We start from the raw sequence: 19,908 nt of genomic DNA on the forward strand, positions 1-19,908 counted from the left end.
GTCGCGCAGCGGTTGAAAACGTTAGGGAAATTCGACCTCAAATTGGGGGGTAGCTTGCTGTTGGGACAAACAAAAGAGCCAGGGCGCGCAAATCCCTTTGGCTGTTTGCGCGCCGCGTGCTGGTTTCTGATGGCAAGTGGCCTTTAGAGGATCCGAAGCCCTCGAGGTCTTGAGAGGGCTTCAGGGCAACGTGGTGGTGCCGGCCGTTGAGGCTTGCGCGTTACGGAGATGCTTCCGAGGGATTAGCCGGAAACGGCTTTCAGTCCGGTCTCGACCGCCGACAGGATTTTCGTCACGTTGTCCGATGTCACGATCAGCGGCGGCGAGAAGATGGCATTGTTTCCGGAGACCCGGATCATGACGCCGTCCTCATAGGCGGCCTGCTGCAGCTTCAGTGGGACATCCTTTGCCGAAGGTTTTTTGCTGGCGCGGTCGGAGACGAGTTCGATGGCGCACATCAGTCCTTCGCCGCGCACGTCGCCGATCACCTCGAAACGTTCCTGGAGCCCTTTCAGGCCACCAAGAAGTTCCTTGCCGCGTGCGGCGGCGTTTTCGTGGACCTTCAAACGTCGGATCTCTGCGAGGGCAGCCAGTGCGGCTGCCGCGCCGACAGGGTGGCCGGAATAGGTGTAGCCGGTATCGATGGACGCGATCCCGCTGGTGTCCTTTTCAAAGACTTCGGCCACATGCCCGGCGATCATCAACGCACCGAACGGGAAATAGCCGTTTGTGATGGCTTTTGCCGTGCACATGAAGTCCGGCTGTACGCCCCAGTGGCGTGCGCCGCTCTCGCTGCCGGTGCGACCGAAGGCGGTGATGACCTCGTCGGAGATCAGCAGGATGCCGTTGCGGTCACAGATCTCGCGCACCATCGGCATGAAGCTCGGATGGGGAGGCATGACACCACCGGCGCCGAGGACGGGCTCCATGATGAAGGCGGCAATGGTGCCGGCTCCCTGGAAGGCGATCTCGTCTTCGAGGGCGGCTGCGCAGAGCTGGGCAAGTTTCGCCGGATCGCTCTCGTTGAACGGATTGCGGTAGGTGTAGGGAGCCGGAATGTGGAAACAGCCCGGCAGCAAGGGCTCGTAAGCGTTGCGGAACTTGCCGTTGCCGTTGACGCTGGCGCCGCCGAAATGGGTACCGTGATAGCCTTTTTTCAGGCTGAGAAACTTGGTGCGGCCAGCTTCGCCGCGAATGCGGTGATACTGGCGGGCGAGCTTGAGGGCGACTTCGACCGAATCCGAGCCGCCGGAGGTGAAGAAGGTGCGCGTCAGCCCCTCCGGGGCGAAGAAATCGGCCAGTTCGTAGGAAAGCTCGATGACCTTGTCGTTCGATGTGCCGCGAAAGATCGAGTAGTAGGGCAGGGCGTTCAGCTGGTCGGAGATTGCCTGTTTCACCGGTTCGCAGGAATAGCCGAGGTTGACGTTCCACAGCCCGCCGACGGCATCAAGAACTTCGTGCCCGTCGACATCGGTGATGAAAACATCGCGACCACCTGTCAGGATCGTCGGCAGATTGGTCTGGCTGTCGGCCGGATGAGCCATCGGATGCCAGACATGGCGGGCGTTGTTTTCCTTCAGGAAGTTGGAATCCTTCATGTCATGTCTCCTTGGAGTAAACTTGGCAGGCCGAGCAACGAAAGTGCCTGGTCATAGGAAGATCGGGGGGAAAGAACGTCGAAGTGAACGGTCTGCAGACCGGCCGTCTCCGCGCCGCGAATGTTGCGCAGCTGATCGTCGACAAAGACGCAGGCGGATGCGGGCAGGCCGAGTTCGTCCAGGCACAGCTGATATGCACGCGGATCCGGCTTCAGGATCCTGGTGTAGGTGGCATCGACGATGACGTCGAAATCATCCAGAAAAGCGAGCTTTTTCCTGAAGTCCGCACCGTAGAAAAGGTCCAGCTCATTGGACAGGATCGCAAGCTTGCAGCCTGCCTGCCGGGCAATGTCGATTGCGGCCAGGGCTTCCGGGCGCATGACGGCATCGGGATCAGCGCCGCGCGCAGCCTTCACGAACTGGGCCATTTCCGTCCAGTCGTTGCCGGTCATTTCGGCAATTTCCTGCGTGCGCAGGTGCCAGTAGTCGCGTTCAGAAATCTCGTCCCGCTGCATTGCCTGCCAAAGACTGTCGGTTGCTGGATCAAACGGGCCGCGCCAGGTCAGGGTGCCGGGGGCGAGCCCGAGGGCCTGTTCGGTCAGGTCGTGGGTCTCGAACATCGTGCGAGTGACGACCCCGCCGAAATCGAGCACCAGAGCCTTCGTGTCATGCGGCATCGCGCCAGATCCTTCTCAAATCAACCGGGACAACGCCGCCGAGTTTTTCAGTGACTTCCGTCGCCGCGATCGGCAGGGAAATTCGGATTTTTGCTTTCAACTCATCGGTCATGCGAACGGTGGGGGCGGCAACGGCTATGGTGCCGACTGCCTCTGGCAAGTCGCCGAAGATCGGCGAGGCAAAGGAAGAGACGTGCTCTTCAAAACCCTGGTCGATAAAGGCAATACCGTCGTTTCGAACCTGTTCGACTGTTTGTTTCAATAGCTCGGTATCGGTGATCGTGTAGCCGGTGGAGGGTTTGAGCTTCGTCTTCAGAAGCTTCGGCAGCAGATCGATCGGACCGAAGGCCAGCATGGCGAGACCGGAGGCAGTTGCGTGCAGCGGCAGCAATTCAGCTTCGTCGAAATAGACCCGCGTGCCGTGAATGAGTGCGTCATGATGATAGAGCGGTGACAGGTGATTGCCTTCCCGCAAGGAGACATGAACCAGCTCTCCGAGTTCTCCAGCCAACTGTTCCACCAGTGGAGCGACAAGCCTTCTTGCCGGGAACAGTCGTTCGCGGACTGCCGCAAGACGCAAGATGGCGGGGCCCAGGCGATAGCCTTTGGTGCCCGGGTTCTGCTCCAGAAAACCGTTGGCTGTCAGTTCGGTCAGATGCCGGTGAACCGTTGCCTTGTCCTGGCCCGAAAGGTTGCGGAACTCGGTCAGGCCGATTTCCGAACGGCTGGCGGAAAAGTGGTTCAGCAGGCTCAGCGCTTTTGTGATCGTGCCCATGCTTCAGCAGTTCCTTTCCCGCAGGCGCCGGATTGAAGCTCCGGCATTCGACGGGACGATGTTGACATGTAGTTTCATTTGAAACAATATATTTTTAAACCGATGGTTTGTTATTTGAACCGTTTTGCGAGGTAAACAAAAGCGTCAGCGCTTCGATTGAAGGTTGACATCTCATTATTTAAGATCACAATAATTAACAAAGCAAATAAAAAATGACCAAGACCGGCGCAAAGTCCGGCTGTCACCTGACCAGAAAAGGGACTGTTGAAATGAAGAAGCAAGTGATCGCCCTGACGGCCGCGACATTGATGTCGGCAACGGCCGCTCTGGCTGAATATCCGGAAAAGCCTGTATCGTTCATCGTTCCGTGGCCTCCGGGCGACCTGGAAGACGTGCTGACCCGTCTGATCGCGGACAAGTTCCAGGAAATGTACGGCGTACCGGCAGCGGTCGTGAACAAGCCGGGTGGCGGCGGTGGTCCGTTCCCTGGTGCAGTGGAAGTCGCGACAGCGCCTGCCGACGGTTATACGGTCGGCTCTTTCGTGACCGACGTGCCGATTGGTGGTCCGCAGATCGGAATTCCCGAACTTTCGCCGAACCCGTTCGAGCCGATCGGCATTTTCATGACCTATCCGTTCGTGATTGCCGCTGGCGCAGACGCGCCCTACGCCACGTGGGCGGAGCTGGCTGATTACGCCAAGGAAAACGAGATCGCTCTCGGCCATTTCGGTTCGTTCCTACCGCCCACCCAGATCACCTTCGCTGCCGCCAAGACCTCCGGCTTCGACTTTGCCAGCGAAGCAGCTTTTGACGAGCTGAACTGCAACACGCTGGCCTCCGGCGATGTCGACGTCATCAACACGACACTGCAGCAGATCCAGCCATGCCTCGGCGAGGTCAAGATCCTGGCCAGCATCGGCAAGGAACGGACGTCCCTGACGCCGAACGTGCAGACCATGCAGGAAATCAACCCGGATCTGTCGGTTGCGCTGTGGAACGGGCTGTTCGTTCACAAGGACGTTCCCGAAGATGCGCGGATCAAGATTTCCGAAGCTGCGCAAGCTGCGCTCAAGTCGCCGCAGGCGCTCGAGCTGATCGGCCAGACCGGCGTCCTGATCTACTGGCAGGACCCGGTTCAGTCCGAACAGCAGATCGAGGCTGATGCGGCGGCGCTTCAGAAAATCTCCGAGCTGATCGAACAATAAGGCGACTATTTCGGCCGGCGCATCTCGCGCCGGCCGGTTGCTTTCGGGTTCCAAGGAGGGTTCGGCTTGGCGCGCATCAAGACGCTGCAGGAACTGTTCAAACGCTATCGCCGGCCCGGCGACATCGTGTTTGCAATCCTGTTCCTGGCATTTTCCCTATTTCTTCTGTCGCAGATCCCGGGTGAGACGGTCTGGGCCAAGCGGACCAAGTGGTTTGCACAGCCAAGGTTCTGGCCCACAGTCGCTATCGGCGGCATGGTGCTGTTCGCCAGCCTGCATTTCATAGGCTCGCTTTGCTCCAAGCGCATTCCGGGTCGATGGCGCGAGGTCGGCTTCTGGCTGAAGTCGTTCGAGTTCGTGGCCTATTTCCTGATCTACGTGCTCCTGGTGCCGCAAATCGGCTACCTGCCGGCGACACTCGCCTTCACCTTGTTTCTGTGTGTCCGGATTGGCGAGGCAACGCCTCTCAACCTGGGTGCCGCGGTTGCCTTCAGCATTTCTGTGGTGGTGATCTTCCGCGCGTTTTTGCAGGTCAAGGTTCCCGCAGGCCACATCTACGAGGCGCTGCCTGACGGCATCCGCGCCTTTGCCCTGACCTATCTGTGAGGCGAGAATGGAACTGATCCTCTCCAGCCTGTCCATGCTTGCCCAATGGGACGTTCTTGCGGCCCTGGTGATCGGCTCCATCGGTGGTGTCATCATCGGCGCAATTCCTGGTGTCGGAGCTGCCGTCGCCATCGCAATCCTGCTGCCGGCAACCTTTTCCTTCGAGCCTATCGTCGGCTTGACGCTGCTGCTCGGCGTCTATGGCTCATCCATGTATGGCGGCGCCATTCCGGCGGTGCTGATCAACACACCGGGTACGGCGGTCAATGCGCTGACCACCTATGACGGCTACCCCATGACCAAGAAGGGGCAAGGGCATCGGGCGCTGTCGCTTGCCTATTCGGCTTCTTTCTTCGGCGGCATGTTCTCGATCCTGTGCCTGATCGTCCTCTCGCCGGTTCTGGCGATGATCGCACCGCATTTCGGCAGCCGCGAGATCTTCCTGGCCGCGTTGATGGGCATCATTCTGGTTGTGGTTGCACACCGCGGACAGGTTTTTGCCGCCGGCATGCTGGCCTGTTTCGGCATCTTCCTCAGCACCATCGGCCTGGAGCCTGCCAAATACACCAAGCGCTTCACCTTCGACCAGAGCTGGCTCACCTCCGGTGTCGATCTCATCGTGGTGGTGCTCGGTCTCTTTGCGATCTCGCAAGCGTTGCTGCTGCTGGTCGACAAGGAACATCAACCCGGATCGGCCAAGGTCGAGGGCAACCTCTTTGCCGGGCTCAAGGAGCTGTTCGCGTTCAAACGGGTGGCGACCGTTTCTTCCGGCTTCGGTGTTCTCATGGGCATGATCCCCGGCGTGGGTGAATTCACTGCCCAGTTCCTGTCCTACACCTATGCCCAGAAATCCTCGAAGGACCCGGACCTTTTCGGCAAGGGATCACCGGAAGGGCTGATCGCTTCGGAAGCTGCCAACAATGCGGTTCCAGGTGCGGCGATGATCCCTTTGCTTGCTCTCGGCATTCCGGGAGAAGCGCTGACGGCAATGATGCTGTCGGTATTCTATGTTCATAACGTCATCCCGGGGCCTCAGCTGTTCCAGGGGCAACTCGACTTTGTGGTCGCGCTCTATCTGGCGCTGATCCTCCTGAATATCATCGTCCTGATCTTCCTCCTGTCCTCCACGGGGCTGCTGCTCAAGATCATTCAGATCCCGACGCGTTTCCTGGGCGTGATGATCATGACGCTGTCCTTTGTCGGCGTGTTCTCGCTGCGCAACTCGGTGACCGACTGCGCGATTGCCGCCGGCTTCGGCGTCTTCGGCCTGGTGCTGAAGCGTCTCAACCTGCCCATTGTGCCGATCATCCTCGGCATGGTGCTTGGCGGGATCATGGAGGTGAAGCTTCGCAGCGCCATGGCGCGGGTGAATTCCCCGCTCGATTTCATCGACAGGCCGATCGCCGCAATCCTCTTCACAGCGATCATTCTCATTCTCGTCCTGCACGTACGTACGGTCATTCGCGAGCAAAAGGCGCGACGGGATCGGGAAGAGGACACTTCCGAAACCTCAACCCAGCAAGGGTAGGAACCAAGATGCTTGACCAGGCCGCAATCGACGTTTTGCGCAACCAGCCCGTTGCCGAGCAGGGGCATTTTGTAAACGGCGCCTTTGCCGCGTCCCGAGAGGGGGCGACGCTGGAGGTGCTTTCCCCCATCGACGGAAAACCGCTGACAAGGATCGCAAGCGGAACGGCCGCCGATGTGGGAGTTGCAGTTGAGGGCGCGCGCAAGGCGTTCGAGGATGGCCGTTGGTCGAAAGCCGCCCCGGCGCACCGCAAGAAGGTATTGTTGAAGCTGGCGGATCTGATCGAGACGAAAGCGCTTGAGCTTGCGGTTCTCGGCGTGCGGGACAACGGCACCGAGATCAACATGGCCTTCAAGGCCGAGGCTTTGTCCGCGGCCGGGACCTTCCGGTACTACGCCGAAGCACTCGACAAGATCTATGGCGAGATCGCGCCGACGGCAGACAATGTGCTGGGGCTTGTCCACCGGGCACCGGTCGGTGTCGTGGGGGCCATCGTTCCCTGGAACTTCCCGCTGATGATCGGCGCCTGGAAGATTGCTCCCGCGCTCGCCATGGGGAACTCCATCGTGCTGAAACCGGCGGAAACAGCCTCGCTCAGCCTGCTCAGGATTGCCGAACTGGCGTCGGAGGCAGGAGTTCCGGACGGTGTCTTCAACGTCGTGACCGGCCCCGGCGCCGTTGTCGGCGAAGCCCTGGCCCTATCCATGGATGTCGACATCCTGGTCTTCACCGGTTCCGGCGCGACGGGGCGGCGGCTTCTTGAATATTCCGCCAGATCCAACCTGAAGCGCTGTTATCTGGAGCTGGGCGGCAAATCCCCCAACATCGTCTTCAATGATGCGGCTGATCTGGCGAAAGCTGCCAAGGTGTCGGCGGCGGGGATCTTCCGCAATTCCGGCCAGGTCTGTGTCGCCGGTTCGCGCCTCCTGGTGCAGGAGGACATTCACGACGATTTCGTTGCCGCGATCTGCCGGGAAGCGGAAGCTTTCAAGGTGGGCGATCCGCTGGATCTTTCCAGCCAGATCGGTGCGGTGCATTCGATGGCCCAGCTGGAGGCCGACCTGAAATTCGTGGAGACCGCGGAAGCCGAAGGTGCCGAGCGCCGTACCGGCGGTGAGCGGATCCTGACCGAGACCGGCGGCTACTACATGGCTCCAACCGTCATGAGCGGGGTCAAGCCGAGCGATACGATTGCCCGGAAGGAAGTGTTCGGGCCCGTACTGGCCGTAACCGCCTTCAAGGATGAGGAAGAGGCCATCCGGATCGCCAACGGCACCGAATATGGTCTCGCCGCCGGTATCTGGACGTCCGATCTCGGCCGGGCGCACCGGATGATTTCCGGTGTCCGCTCCGGTGTCATCCATGTGAACACCTATGGCGGCTCGGACATGACCGTCCCGCTCGGGGGGATGAAACAGTCCGGCAACGGCCACGACAAGTCGCTGCACGCGCTCGACAAGTATGTCGACCTGAAGACAGCCTGGATCCAGCTCTGAGGATATCCATGACCAAGACAATCCTGTCCATCGGGACCTACGACACCAAGAATGCCGAACTGGAATTCATAGAGCAGACCATACGCGATCAGGGCGGCGAGGTGCTGACGATGGATGTCAGCGTACTGGGCGATCCGGCCAGGCCGACCGGCATTTCCAAGCATGAGGTCGCCAGGGCAGGCGGCATGTCCATTGAGGACGTGATTGCGCAAGGCGACGAGAACAAGGCGTTTCAGGTGATGGCGCAGGGGGCGGCAAAGCTTGTCGCCGACCTTTATGCGCAAGGCCGCATCGACGGCATGATCGCGCTTGGCGGAACCATGGGGACGGACCTGGCACTCGATTGTGCCCAGGCGCTGCCGATGGGCGTACCGAAATTCATCGTGTCCACGGTCAGCTTCTCGTCTCTGATCCCGCCGGAACGGCTGGCGCCCGATATCCAGATGATCCTGTGGGCCGGTGGCCTTTATGGCCTCAACGAAATCTGCAAGTCGTCGCTGGCGCAGGCCGCAGGCGCCGTGCTGGGTGCCGCCAGGGCCGCGCAGATGCCGGATCGCTCAAAGCCGCTGGTCGGCATGACATCGCTTGGCTCCAGTTGCCTGTCCTATATGAAGCTTCTGAAACCGGCACTTGAAGACAGGGGGTATGAAGTCGCTGTCTTCCATTCCACCGGCATGGGTGGCATGGCCTTCGAAAGCCTGGCGCGGGAAGGGGCGTTCTGCTGCGTCATGGATTTCTGCCTGCAGGAATTCGGCAATCTCCTGGCAGGGTCGCTGGTCAGCAGCGGGCCGGACCGGCTGCAGAATGCAGGCAGGCTGGGCACGCCGCAGATCGTGGCGCCGGGCGCGCTTGATCTGGTGGATTTTGCCGGCTGGCAGGAAATCCCGGCGCAATATGCCGACAGGCCGTTTCACGAGCACAATCGTCTGATCAAGAGCTCCGTCTTCAACCCGCAGGAGCGCCGTCAGTGGGCCAATGAACTCGCCGACCGGCTGGAGGCGGCCAAGGGGCCGACCCATTTCCTGTTGCCGCTTGGCGGCATCGAGGCCTGGGACAAGGAGGGCGAGGAAGCCCACGATCCGGAGGGGCTGGCGGCCTTCATCGACGAAGTCAGGACAGTCTTCCCGGGCCGTATCGAGACGACCGAGGTTTCGGCGCATATCAACGACAAGGCGTTTGCGGATGCTGCGCTTGGCGTTTTCGACAGATGGGTCGAAGAAGGGATTGTCATGCGGGGTGGCTAAGGCCGCTGCGCGTGCCACGAAAGGAAAAAGCGCCGGCGAGCGGCGCTTTTTGGGGTCGTGAGATGGGGCTTTAGCTTGTTCTTGTGATCTGAGGTCAGCCCGTGGCACGTCGTTGCCTGTCACGGGCCTTGGTCATCAGGACCGTGGTTTCTGGTTTTCCGGATCGTAGAGCGGCTGATAGCCGACACCGGCGACCTCGACCGGGTAGGTTTCCGAGAAATACTCGACATTCAGCTTGCGGCCGACCTGGCAGTACTCCTGCGGCAGGTAGGCAAGAGCGATGTTCTTGCCGATGGTCGGGCCATAGGCGACCGAGGTCGTGTAGGAAATACGGCCCAGGCTGTCGACCAGCGTCTTGCCCGTGTCCGGATCCTGCACCGGCATCGCGCCGACCGGGTAACGTTTGACACCGCTTGCATCTGTGTTTTCAAGCATCACCAGCGTGCAGAGCATGGCCGGCTGCTTGTCGCGCTCCCGGTACTCGACGTGCTTTGCCTTGCCGCGGAAATCCGCTTCCTTGACCTTCGGACGGGCCAGATCAGCCTCCAGGAGGTTGTACTGGGTCAGAAGATCGGCGTTCTGCAGGCGCAGGGATTTTTCCATGCGGCGCGAGTTGGCGTAGGTTTCGACGCCGACCGCGATGACACCTGTGGACCGCAGAGCGTCCCAGACCGCCAGGCCGTCTTCGTACTTCATGTGCAGTTCCCAGCCCTGTTCACCGACATAGGACAGGCGCAGGGCCATGACGGACTTGCCGGCGATCTCGATCTGGCGGATGCCCGCAAACGGGAAGTTTTCCGGATCGAGTGCTGCCGGATCGGCAACCACTTTCTTCAGGTTCTCACGGGCGTTCGGGCCCCAGATGCCGATGGTGGTGTACTGCTCGCTGACGTCGGTCACCGTGACGTCGAAGCCTTTGTCCTCGGCGATGCGCTTCACATAGTGATAGTCGCGCGGGCCGGCGTCTGCACCGTCGACGATGCGGCAGCGGTCTACCATGCGGAAGACCGTGAGGTCGGCACGTACGTTGCCTTCGTCATCGAGGAAGTGGGTGTAGATACCCTTGCCGATGTTGGCATCGCCGCCGATCTTCGCGGCACACAGCCACTCCAGCAGTTCCACATGGTCCGGGCCTTCGACGTCGAACATGTAGAAGTGCGACAGGTTGATGATGCCGCAGTTCTCGCTGAGTTCGAGCTGCTCGGCGTTGGAGACGCGCCAGAAATGGCGGTTGTCCCATTCGTTTTCACGAACCGGAACCCGGTCGCCGTATTTTTCCAGCAGATGCTCGTTGGCGGCATACCCATGCGCGCGTTCCCAGCCGCCCAGTTCCATGAAGTGGCCGCCGAGTTCAACCTCGCGGTCGTAGAACGGGGACCGCTTGACGCTGCGGCTCGTCAGGTAAGGCTCACGCGGGTGGATCGCCGGGAAATAGATCTTCTGCGCAGCTTCGTAGCAGCGGTCCTCGATGTATTTCTCGGTCAGCTGGTGGGAATAGAAGCGCGAATAGTCGATGGACGCATGGTCGATTTCAGTCCGGCCATCGGTGATCCAGTCAGCCAGCAGCTTGCCGTAGCCAGGCCCGTCCTTGACCCAGATCGCAACGCAGTACCACAGGCCGCGGACCTTCTGGCTTTCACCGCAGGAGGGGCCGCCGGCCGCGGAAACCTGCAAGAGGCCGTTGAAGGAATGGCCTTCGTTGTAGCCGATCTCACCCAGGATCGGGGTCAGCTCCATGGCGCGCTCGAGCGGCTCCATGACCTGTTCCATTTCCAGATCGCGCTGGGAGGGGGACAGGCGGGCCTGATCCTTCTCCAGGAGATCGCGCGGGTGGCACATGCGCGGATGGGTCGGTTCGTAGTACCCCCACTCGATCTGGCCGCCTTCGGCCGTCTTGGGATCGCCCGTGTCGCGCATGTAGGCGGAGTTGCCCTGGTCGCGCAGCAGCGGATAGCCGATGTCCTTGCCGGTACCTTCGAATTCGTTGTACGGGCCGAAGAAAGTCAGCGGATGGTCGACCGGCATTACCGGCAGGTCTTCGCCAACCATCTCGGCAATCAGGCGGCCCCACAGACCGGCGCAGACGATGACATGGTCAGCCATGATCGTGCCGCGGTGGGTCTTGACGCCCTTGATGTGGCCGTCCTCGACGATAAGGGACTGGGCCGGGGTATTGGCAAAGGCTTTCAGCTTGCCGGTCTTCTCGCCTTCATCAACGAGCTTGCCTGCAACCGTCTGCGAGCGCGGGATGACGAGACCTGCATCCGGGTCCCACATGCCGCCCTGGACCATGTCCTCTTCGATCAGCGGAAACTTTTCCTTGATCTCGGCCGGGGTCACGAGGCGCACATTGGTGCCGAAGGCCTTGCCCGAGGTCACCTTGCGCTTGATTTCCTCCATCCAGGTGTCGTCGCCGGTGCGCGCGACTTCCAGACCGCCGACGCGGGCGTAGTGACCCATCTTGTCGAAGAAGTCGATGGAGTACTGGGTGGTCCAGACGGACAGGTAGTCGTGGCTGGTGGTGTAGCAGAAGTCGGACGCATGGGCCGTCGAACCGATGTCGGTCGGAATGCCGGACTTGTCGATGCCGACAATGTCGGTCCAGCCGCGTTCGATGAGGTGATGTGCGATCGACGCGCCGACGATACCGCCGAGACCGACGATGACGATCTGTGCCTTGTCAGGAAATGCTGACATGTCTCATTCCTTTTTCATCGACCGGAGCGCAGTCCGCCTGCGTCCGGTCCGTGCGACTGCACCGGATTTCCGTTTCGTGGCGGCAGTATCGCGACTGATCGACAGGCAAAATAGCGTAATTGCGTCATGGCGGCATAAGCTCCACGACACGGTGGTTCAAATCGTCAGGAAAAGCTGGCTTGTGATTGCGACGGGCTGGTCGTGTTTCGATAACGCGGCACGGTACGAAAACGGTCGCGAATTATCAGGGAAATGTCAGGGTTTCGGGTGCGTGGTGAAGTATCCTGCAAGCGCGCCACACCGGAAGGGCGTGGCGGCAAATGATAGGCGTTCGCCGCGTTGCGCTCCGGCCATCATATCCGTCAGGTGAGGATGGTTGCCCCGGGGAAACGCAAGCCGGAAAGCGGCGGCCCGGGGCAACCCGTCAGGTCCAATCAGCGAATGCTGCAGTTGCCTGAAGTCGATGTGCTGTTGATTGTGTAGCGCCACTTGGTCTTGCCGCCGTAGTAGCCAAGGCAGGGTCCGTCACAATAGCCGTTCTTGGCGTTCGAGAACTCCGAGAAACTGATGAAGCGGCAGCTGTTGCCGTCATAGGCGAACTTGTAGGTCCGCTTTGTGGTGCGGTCCTCGGCTGGGTCCTTTTCCTCTTCGGAAATCTCGACGATGCCGTTGCTGTAGGTGTAGCGCGAACAGATATTCCGCTTGTAGCCTTCCTCGATTTCCAGCTTGACGCAGTTGGTCCTGCCCTTGCCGGAGATGCTGCCGGAGGTCTTGACGCTTTTACCGTTCACAAACACGGTTCCCGCCTGGTTGTCCGGATCGGCGACCAGCAGATTGTCGCCGTTCTGGCGGATCAGAACGGCCGTGGTGCCTGTGCGGTTGTTGGTTTCGGTGAACGAACCCTTGTTGGTGTTGGAATAATAGTCCTTCTGCTCGATCTTGATATTCGAGCTCAGGAAAATCTTCTTGCTGCCGAGATCGAAGGTCGCGGGAGCTGATTTGGAACTCTGGGCCGGGGAGGCGCCTTCCGGTGCCGTCGACTGGCAACCGGCCATACCCAGCATTGAGGTCGTCAATGCCAGGAACAAAATCTTCTTCACAATAAGTCTCCTTCTGGGAAAATGCCCTCCATCTGGAGGATCTTGAAATTCGATGTTGATGGATTTGTTTGGAGCTGTGGTTGCGGGTTTGCCGGTGCGCTGTCCATGCCGTCACTTTCCATAGACATCGGTTTGCGGACCGTCCTGAACCTTGCAAATGAGCGAGGTCGGCTTTCCATAGGCGTACTTGAGCTGGGTGTTGGAGAAGTGCTCCTGCCTGAACTCCAGGATCCGGCACTCCTTGCCGTTCATTTCCAGCGTGAACGCGTTTTTCCGGATGTATCCGTCTTCAACCATTTCCATGGTGTGGACTGCATGAAGACGGTTTGCCGAGAGCCGCTCAACATCCACGAAATGGACGATGGGGTCGCCAGATTTGGTTTTATTGACCCTCTCACCTGATCCCGTGCCGGTTGGTATCCGGACGCCTTCCGTTTCGAAGTTCGAGTGAAACGAAAAGGAATAGAACAGGTCGTCGTTCCCGGCGAAGAAGATGGCGGCGAGATAGAACCACGCGCTGTGTTCCCAGACGCAGGACTGTGTGCCGTCGGCAAAACCGCAGATCGGCATGGTGATGTCGATCGTTATGGTCTTGCCGGACATGTCGTCCGCGCTTGCGTTTCCTGCAAAGCCGGCCGCAAGAAGCAGGCTGGCTGCCAGAGTTTTTATCAACCCCATCTTGCCCCGATCATCTGAAACTCGAGCACGTGTGCCGCTCTGCCAGGTCAGTCACAATATTGCTGGCCGTTGAACGTGAAGCAGTTGCCTCCGGATGAGGAGGACTGGGGACTGGGTTTCGACTTCGTGTAACACTGCCCTGCTGAAGAGAGCAGTTGTCCGGCCGGGCAGGTTTTCAGAACACACTCGTTGTTCTTCAATACGTAGCGGGCGGAACAGGTCAGCGGACATATCCTGCCGTCGAGCTGCCGAAGTTTCTTCAGGACAGCCGCGTTGGGAGACAAGGACGCAAGCTGAAGCTTGGCTTCGTTCCTCAAGGTGTCGAGCGCGCGGCCACTTTTCGGGCCCCAGACACCGTCTGGCGAACCTGCGTCGCAGCCAAGCCTGTTGAGTTCCACCTGGACGGCCCTCGTCAGTTCCTTCGGGTCGGACGGGACCGGAGCTTCGTTTATCGGTTGCTCGGCTTCGCTCGGTGCAAGACTTGCCTGGACCTGTGGCTTGTCTTCGAGGTCCTTCAGTCGGTTGGCGGCGACACCTGCGAAAAGGCCGTTTGGAAACTGGGCGAGATAGGCGCGCAGTTCCGAGATGGAAGGATTGTCGCGAATGGCGGTCCAGTAGGCGACGTCGAGGCTGCCCTGGCTGCCGGCTTCTCCGGCGGTATCGTCTGGCAGCGGACCGTCTTCATAAAAGTAGAAATCACCGGTGATCGAGCTGACTTCCCAAGGCACCTGCCGGTCGGCGGTTTCGGCCAGAACATCGCGCCTGGCCTGCTTGAAGACGGATTCAATCGGCTCGCCGGGACTGGTCTCAATGGCGCGGCTGAGGGCGGCCGTGTAGGGGGAATTTCCGGCGGAACCGTCCATCGCGACCTGCCCGGGTGACGTCGCATAGGCGATCAGGGTGCCCATGGGTGCATCGATGGGGGCAAGGCCACGGGTGGCCGAGCGGAACGAGCCTTTGAAGGGATTGTTGCGACAGGCATCCAGTACGACGATGTTCACCGGACTGCTGGACGAGTTCATCACCTTGAGGAAGTCGTTGACGTTGATGCCCTCGAGATCGACCTCGTCCTCATCCGCCAGAAGGGCGTTCACCGGGATGAGATAATTCTCCCCGCGTACCTGCACACCGTGCCCGGCGTAGTAGATCAGGCCTGCTTCGATCGACGAATCCCGCAAGGTGCGACCAAACTCGAGAAGTTCCCGCTTCATATCCCTGTAGTTGCCGTCGATGAGTTGCCTCACTTCAAAACCGGCATCGCCCAAGGTTTTTGCCATGAGGAGGGCGTCGTTTTCAGGGTTTTTCAGCGACTGGATATGCTCGTAATTCGAGTTGCCGATGATGAGCGCGACACGCTTACCCGCAAAGGCGGATCCTGTACTTAAAATTATTTGAAGAAATACGATGGTCGCTAAAATGACGCCTAAACGAATAATATGTTCTGGCAGCAAATAGTTCACTTGTAGCCCCCGCTAAGTGAATGAAATAAAGGAGTTCTTGCTGAATACTCTCCTTTGTATAGCTGCAACACCGGTTTCCTGTCCACAGCGTCAATGAACGAAGACCATTGCCAAAGTGACGGGTTCGTCCCGTCTTCCGGTATTGGTCTTGTATTTTTCGCGGGGGAAGGTGCTGGGCGTGCAGAACGGGGGCACGCCCGCAGTCTTTAGCTCCAGACCGTTTCCTGTCCGTTTTCAAGCACATGAACCACGCCCTGCGGTTCCTTGAGGCTGAGGATCCCGGTGTCATCGAGGCCAAGAACAATACCCCGAATAACCTTGCCGATCTGGCCATGGGCCACTGCGATTGTCGGTCCCGTCAGGCCTGCAAGCCAGGCTCCGGCGCGCTCACGCATCTGCTGCAGTGTCTCGCCACCCGGCGCACCAAAATACCAGGTGTTGCCGGGCTTGCCGTTCATGTGTTCGGGATACTTCTCGAACATCTCGGGCCTTGTCAGGCCGCTCAAACCGCCGACATCGATTTCGACGAGCAGGTCGGTTTCAACCGGCGAAAAGTCGAAGTTCTGCTGCAGGTACTGCGAGGTTTCCAGAGTTCGGCCCAAGGGGCTGACCATCTGGTCGTAACCTTCGGCTGATACCAGTTCGCGGGCGAGGATCTTTCCCAAGAGGGTCGCCTGCTCCCGTCCCTTTGCAGTCAAGGGAGAATCCAGCCGGCCTTGCGCACGGCCGATCAGGTTCCATTCTGTTTCGCCGTGGCGCATGAAGATGATTTTCGGATGGGTCATCGGATTGTCTTTTTAAGAGTCATGTTGGCGGTCCGTTCGGGTCGAACCGGTTTTACGGGGGTGAAACTGGGCGGGCAGCAGTCGGTGCTCCCGCCCGGCAGGCGTTTGATCTCAGGCTGCCGCCACTTCGTTGAGGAATGTCGTCACGGTCGACCGAATGCGTGCTGTCTGCTGGTTCAGGTCGTCGGAGGCATTCAGAACATCGCTTGCGGATTTCCGGGTGTCGCCGATCGCGTCCGAAACGCTGGACATGTCTTCGACGACCGCCATGGTTCGATTGGAGGCGAGGGCGGCATTCCGCGCGATTTCGTTTGTCGCGTAGCCCTGCTGCTCGACAGGAGCGGCAATCGCGCTGGTGCACTCCGAGACGTCCTGCATGATCGCGACGATCTCGCCGATGGCCGTAACCGTTTCCGATGCGGACGCCTGCATGGCCGCAATCTGCGAGGCAATTTCGTTTGTCGCTCTTGCGGTCTGGGTTGCCAGCGACTTGACCTCTGCCGCCACAACGGCAAAGCCCTTGCCGGCTTCCCCGGCACGAGCCGCCTCAATGGTGGCGTTGAGCGCCAGCAGGTTGGTTTGTTCGGCAATCTCGGAAATCAGGGAAACAACGCCTTCGATGCTTTGTGCGGTTTCTGCAAGGCCGGTGATCTTGCTGCTGGTCCGGTTGGCGTTGTCCGCGGCGTTGTTGACGATCTGGCTTGACGTTTCCACCTGCCGGGCGATCTCGGCAATCGAGGCAGCCATCTCGTCGGTGGCAGCCGCGACGGCCTGAACGTTGCCGGAGGCTTCGTTCGAGGAACCGGTGGCGTTGCCGGTGAGGGAAGATGCCGTTTCGGCAATCACCGTCATGGACTGGGCAGTGTCCTGCATCTGTCCGGCATTTTCGGACAGGCTCTTCAGGACGTCCTGAATGTCATTGCGGAACCCGGCCACCAGCCTGTCTATATTCTGTTGGCGCTCCTCACTGGCCAACTGGCTTTGCAACCGTTCTTCGCCGAGGCGGCGGTTTTCCAGCAGGCTGTCACGGAAAATCAGGAGTGCCTGACGGAGCTGCCCAACCTCGTCGCGCGTGACCGCACCGTCGATCGTGACATCGACTTCGCCGTCAGCCAGGCGACGGGTTGCAGCTGTCAGAACGGACACGGGGCGGGCAACGGTGAACCAGAGTGCAACTGCCGCCGCAATGCCGAACACCAACCCGACCGCGGACACTGCCAACAGGATGAGTGTCGACCTTGCTTCCGTACTGGCGGCACTGGTTTCCAGCCTTGCGTTGAGCGCGGAAATGCCTTCGGCAAACTTTGTCTCGGCAGTGTCGGCAGCAGCAAGCGCAACCCGGAAATCTGCCATGGCCGAAGACAGTTTCGCAAAGGCGCTGCCCAGGGTTTCGATTGCGGTGCGCGCTGCAACCGCATCGGCTCCCGTCAGCATGGTGGACAACACCTGTTCCTGTTGCATCTGCAGGGCCGCGATACTGTCGAGCACCGCCTTGCGGGTAAGATCCGACCGGTTGACCTGGAACTGCCAGAACGCATCTGACAACACCCGGGCTTCGGCAGCAAAGTCGTCGCCGGCCTTGGCTTCGGCAACAGCGGAGCGGGCAAGTCCCTCGATCGCCAGCATGTCGCCGTGGGCCGTCTTGAAGGCGCGGCCAAGGTCATTGCGCACGGCATCGGTCAGTCCGGCAAGGCTGTCAAAGCCCTTGGTCAGAGCGTCTCTCCTGGACAGGGCCTGAGACGGATCCTTCTGGACGGCGGAGAGCAGGGCGCGCATGGCGTTGGCGCCTTCGGCAAGGTCACGTGCGGGCTGCAGGTTTTCCGACACGGTTGCGGAGGACGTCAGCTTGCGGATCAGGAGATAGTACTTGCCGAAGGATTTGCTGACCGCCTTCATGTGAGCCGCGTCCGGATGTCGAAACAGGGTCTCCAGATCCAGCTTGAGTTGCATGGAGTGGGCGCTGGCAAGTGTTGCTGCCTGCGCGAGTTCACTGGCTGCTTCCCCGCTTGTTCTCAAGGATTGCAGCTCGTCGACCAGTTTCTGTTCGCGTTTTGCTGCCACCTGGGCAACGCTGTGGCCGATCGCCATCAGGTTTTCCAGGGATGTCGTCATCTGCAGGCGTTTGCGTTCGATTTCTTCCTCGGAGGCAACCAGGGTGTCGAAAGCAGTCGAGAATGCCGCAATGTTGCCGGTCGCCGAGGCAACGTCTTCTCCGCCTGCTTGCAGAACGGACAGCGTCGCGGAGATGTCGGTCATGCTGTCCTTCACCACGGAGACGTCATCCGGATCGCCGGATTCGACGTAACGCGCTTTCAGGCGGTTAAGCTGGGCCATGGACATCAGGGCAGAGCCCGTTGTCTGGGAGGTTTGAATTGCCCCGCCCATCTGGCGGGTCGCGACATAGCCGACGACCGCAACGGACATTGTAAGCAGAACGGAAACAGCCATGCAGATGGCGAGTTTCATCGATATCGGAAGATTGCCGGCGGCTCTCATGTTTCCCCCATGAATCGAGTTTCAGTGGTTCACTGAACTCCATGCCGCCACAGGAGTAATTCGGGAAAGCTAGGTGGTAGTTGTTACCAAACTATTTATGACCAGGTCAGTTTTATCGGTGAGGCAAATGCCTAGCCAAAGTTGACTAATATCACCGAGCATCGGAACCTTCTTTGATCCGCCAAATTGCTTGAAAGGCATTGCGATTTTCTTCGCGGTGCGAGACCTGTATCGCGATTCCGATATCAAAAACTTGACCTTGCGTCATATTGGCAAGTGTTACTGCGAAAGATGGCCCGTGAACTGACGCTCACGGGCCCCGGCGCCCGAACCTTGGGCTTTCAGCTCCTCCCGGCCGGCAGTGGCGGCCGCCCGCAGGGAGAAGGGTGAGAGGAGGTTGGGCCGGGCACCGGAACTGAATGGCGTGAAGACACCTGCACCGGGCAGGAGGCCGGCACGATCCCGTGCAGGCCTGATGCAGAAAAACGTCAGAGCAACACGGCGTTCCGGGTGTTGACGCTCATCTTCACTTCCATGCCGGGTTCGTACCAGTCGACACCGCCCACATGTTTCTGATCGATGATCAGCTCACTGCCTGCTGCTTCCACCAGGTAGCGCGTCTGGCTGCCGAGAAATTCCCGGTGCTTGACCTTGCCCGTAATCAGGTCCGGGTGGTTCTGGTCGGTGACGATTTCGATGTTCTGCGGCCGCAGCACGAGCGAAGAACCGTCGGGGCTGCCTGCACCGAGATGAAGCACTTCGCCGGAGGCAATCTTGAAGGTATTTCCGCCGTCGCCACGCTGAAGAGTGCCGTCGATGATGTTTGCGGTTCCCAGGAATTTTGCCACGAACAGATTTGCCGGCGTGTCGTAGAGCTCCTGCGGCGTGCCCATCTGCTGGATGACACCGCCGTCGAGCACGGCCATTCGGTCTGCGGTGGTGTTGGCCTCTTCCTGGTCGTGGGTGACGAAGATGGTCGTCAGGCCCAGCTTCCTTTGAAGGGACAAAAGTTCCCGGCGCATCTGGATGCGCAGGCTGGCGTCAAGGTTCGACAGCGGCTCGTCGAGCAACAGGACATCCGGCTCGACGACGACGGTACGGGCAAGAGCCACGCGCTGCTGCTGGCCGCCGGAAAGCTGGGAAGGCATGCGGTCGGCGAGATGCAGGAGCCCGACGAGTTCCAGCGCCGATTCCACACGGGTACCGATGTCCTTGCGCGCGACTTTCCGCTCCTCAAGGCCGAAGGCGACGTTGGCACGAACCGACATGTGAGGCCAAAGGGCATAGGACTGGAACACCATGCCGACATTGCGTTTCCAGGGCGGAAGCTTGGCAATGTCGCGGCCTCCGATGAGAATGCGTCCTCTGGGCGTCGGACCGAAGCCTGCAATGGCACGCAGGAGGGTGGACTTGCCGGAGCCCGACGGGCCAAGGAAGGCGTAGAATTCACCCGGTTCGATGGTCATGTTGACGCCGCGCAGGACTTCGGTGGTGCCGAAGGAGAGATGCAGGTCCTCGATCCGTATTTCGACTGCTTTTCTGGTCATTGGAAGTGTTTCCTCG

15 protein-coding genes are annotated in these 19,908 nt (G+C 59.9%); 5 read left to right on the forward strand and 10 right to left on the reverse strand.

All coding sequences use genetic code 11. The features are described 5' to 3' along the window. Positions 1-242 precede the first annotated feature (242 nt). Genes FIU93_RS12210 through FIU93_RS12220 form a run of 3 tightly spaced genes read right to left on the reverse strand, consistent with a single transcriptional unit; the run spans position 243 to position 3,050 of the window. Entirely contained in the window at positions 243-1,598 is a 1,356-nt protein-coding gene (locus tag FIU93_RS12210; RefSeq protein WP_152505711.1) for an aminotransferase class III-fold pyridoxal phosphate-dependent enzyme, read from the reverse strand. Next, positions 1,595-2,275 carry an HAD-IA family hydrolase gene (locus FIU93_RS12215; protein WP_152505712.1) on the reverse strand — a complete coding sequence of 227 codons (681 nt, stop codon included), beginning with the start codon at positions 2,273-2,275 and terminating at the stop codon, positions 1,595-1,597. The genes FIU93_RS12210 and FIU93_RS12215 overlap by 4 nt, the downstream gene beginning before the upstream one ends. Beyond that, positions 2,265-3,050: an IclR family transcriptional regulator gene (locus FIU93_RS12220; RefSeq protein ID WP_075282357.1), complete on the reverse strand. Its 786-nt coding sequence runs from the start codon at positions 3,048-3,050 to the stop codon at positions 2,265-2,267. The genes FIU93_RS12215 and FIU93_RS12220 overlap by 11 nt, the downstream gene beginning before the upstream one ends. Before the next feature lie 269 nt (positions 3,051-3,319). On the opposite strand from FIU93_RS12220, the gene FIU93_RS12225 reads away from it, so the two are divergent. From FIU93_RS12225 to FIU93_RS12245, 5 genes are all read left to right on the forward strand, one after another. Continuing rightward, positions 3,320-4,255, forward strand: a complete 936-nt coding sequence (locus FIU93_RS12225) for a tripartite tricarboxylate transporter substrate binding protein (protein WP_031270417.1) — start codon at positions 3,320-3,322, stop codon at positions 4,253-4,255. A gap of 66 nt (positions 4,256-4,321) precedes the next feature. After that, on the forward strand, positions 4,322-4,861 hold the full coding sequence (locus FIU93_RS12230; RefSeq protein WP_055656045.1) for a tripartite tricarboxylate transporter TctB family protein: 540 nt from the start codon (positions 4,322-4,324) through the stop codon (positions 4,859-4,861). Between the two features lie 7 nt (positions 4,862-4,868). After that, a complete protein-coding gene (locus tag FIU93_RS12235) occupies positions 4,869-6,389 on the forward strand; it encodes a tripartite tricarboxylate transporter permease (protein ID WP_077291972.1) in 1,521 nt (506 codons plus the stop codon). 8 nt (positions 6,390-6,397) lie between these two features. Next, a complete protein-coding gene (locus FIU93_RS12240; protein WP_152505713.1) occupies positions 6,398-7,885 on the forward strand; it encodes an aldehyde dehydrogenase in 1,488 nt (495 codons plus the stop codon). An 8-nt stretch (positions 7,886-7,893) separates the two neighbouring features. After that, positions 7,894-9,129, forward strand: coding sequence for a Tm-1-like ATP-binding domain-containing protein (locus tag FIU93_RS12245; RefSeq protein WP_152505714.1), 1,236 nt, complete (start codon positions 7,894-7,896; stop codon positions 9,127-9,129). A 135-nt stretch (positions 9,130-9,264) separates the two neighbouring features. Here the strand turns inward: FIU93_RS12245 and FIU93_RS12250 are convergent, their stop codons facing one another. From FIU93_RS12250 to FIU93_RS12280, 7 genes are all read right to left on the reverse strand, one after another. Next, a complete protein-coding gene (locus tag FIU93_RS12250; RefSeq protein ID WP_152505715.1) occupies positions 9,265-11,826 on the reverse strand; it encodes an FAD-dependent oxidoreductase in 2,562 nt (853 codons plus the stop codon). A 434-nt stretch (positions 11,827-12,260) separates the two neighbouring features. Then, positions 12,261-12,926: a hypothetical protein gene (locus FIU93_RS12255; RefSeq protein ID WP_055656035.1), complete on the reverse strand. Its 666-nt coding sequence runs from the start codon at positions 12,924-12,926 to the stop codon at positions 12,261-12,263. A 111-nt stretch (positions 12,927-13,037) separates the two neighbouring features. Next, positions 13,038-13,604, reverse strand: a complete 567-nt coding sequence (locus FIU93_RS12260) for a hypothetical protein (RefSeq protein ID WP_023003297.1) — start codon at positions 13,602-13,604, stop codon at positions 13,038-13,040. A 47-nt stretch (positions 13,605-13,651) separates the two neighbouring features. Further along, positions 13,652-15,064 carry a caspase domain-containing protein gene (locus FIU93_RS12265; protein WP_152505716.1) on the reverse strand — a complete coding sequence of 471 codons (1,413 nt, stop codon included), beginning with the start codon at positions 15,062-15,064 and terminating at the stop codon, positions 13,652-13,654. A 206-nt stretch (positions 15,065-15,270) separates the two neighbouring features. Next, positions 15,271-15,849 carry a histidine phosphatase family protein gene (locus FIU93_RS12270; protein WP_023003301.1) on the reverse strand — a complete coding sequence of 193 codons (579 nt, stop codon included), beginning with the start codon at positions 15,847-15,849 and terminating at the stop codon, positions 15,271-15,273. Between the two features lie 111 nt (positions 15,850-15,960). After that, on the reverse strand, positions 15,961-18,345 hold the full coding sequence (locus tag FIU93_RS12275) for a methyl-accepting chemotaxis protein (protein ID WP_152505717.1): 2,385 nt from the start codon (positions 18,343-18,345) through the stop codon (positions 15,961-15,963). A gap of 488 nt (positions 18,346-18,833) precedes the next feature. After that, positions 18,834-19,892 (reverse strand): ABC transporter ATP-binding protein, encoded by a 1,059-nt coding sequence (locus tag FIU93_RS12280; protein WP_023003308.1) that lies wholly within the window; start codon positions 19,890-19,892, stop codon positions 18,834-18,836. Positions 19,893-19,908: the final 16 nt, after the last annotated feature.

Origin of the sequence: Labrenzia sp. THAF35, assembly GCF_009363595.1 — a bacterium.
In the GTDB taxonomy this organism is placed as follows: Bacteria; Pseudomonadota; Alphaproteobacteria; order Rhizobiales; family Stappiaceae; genus Roseibium; species Roseibium algicola.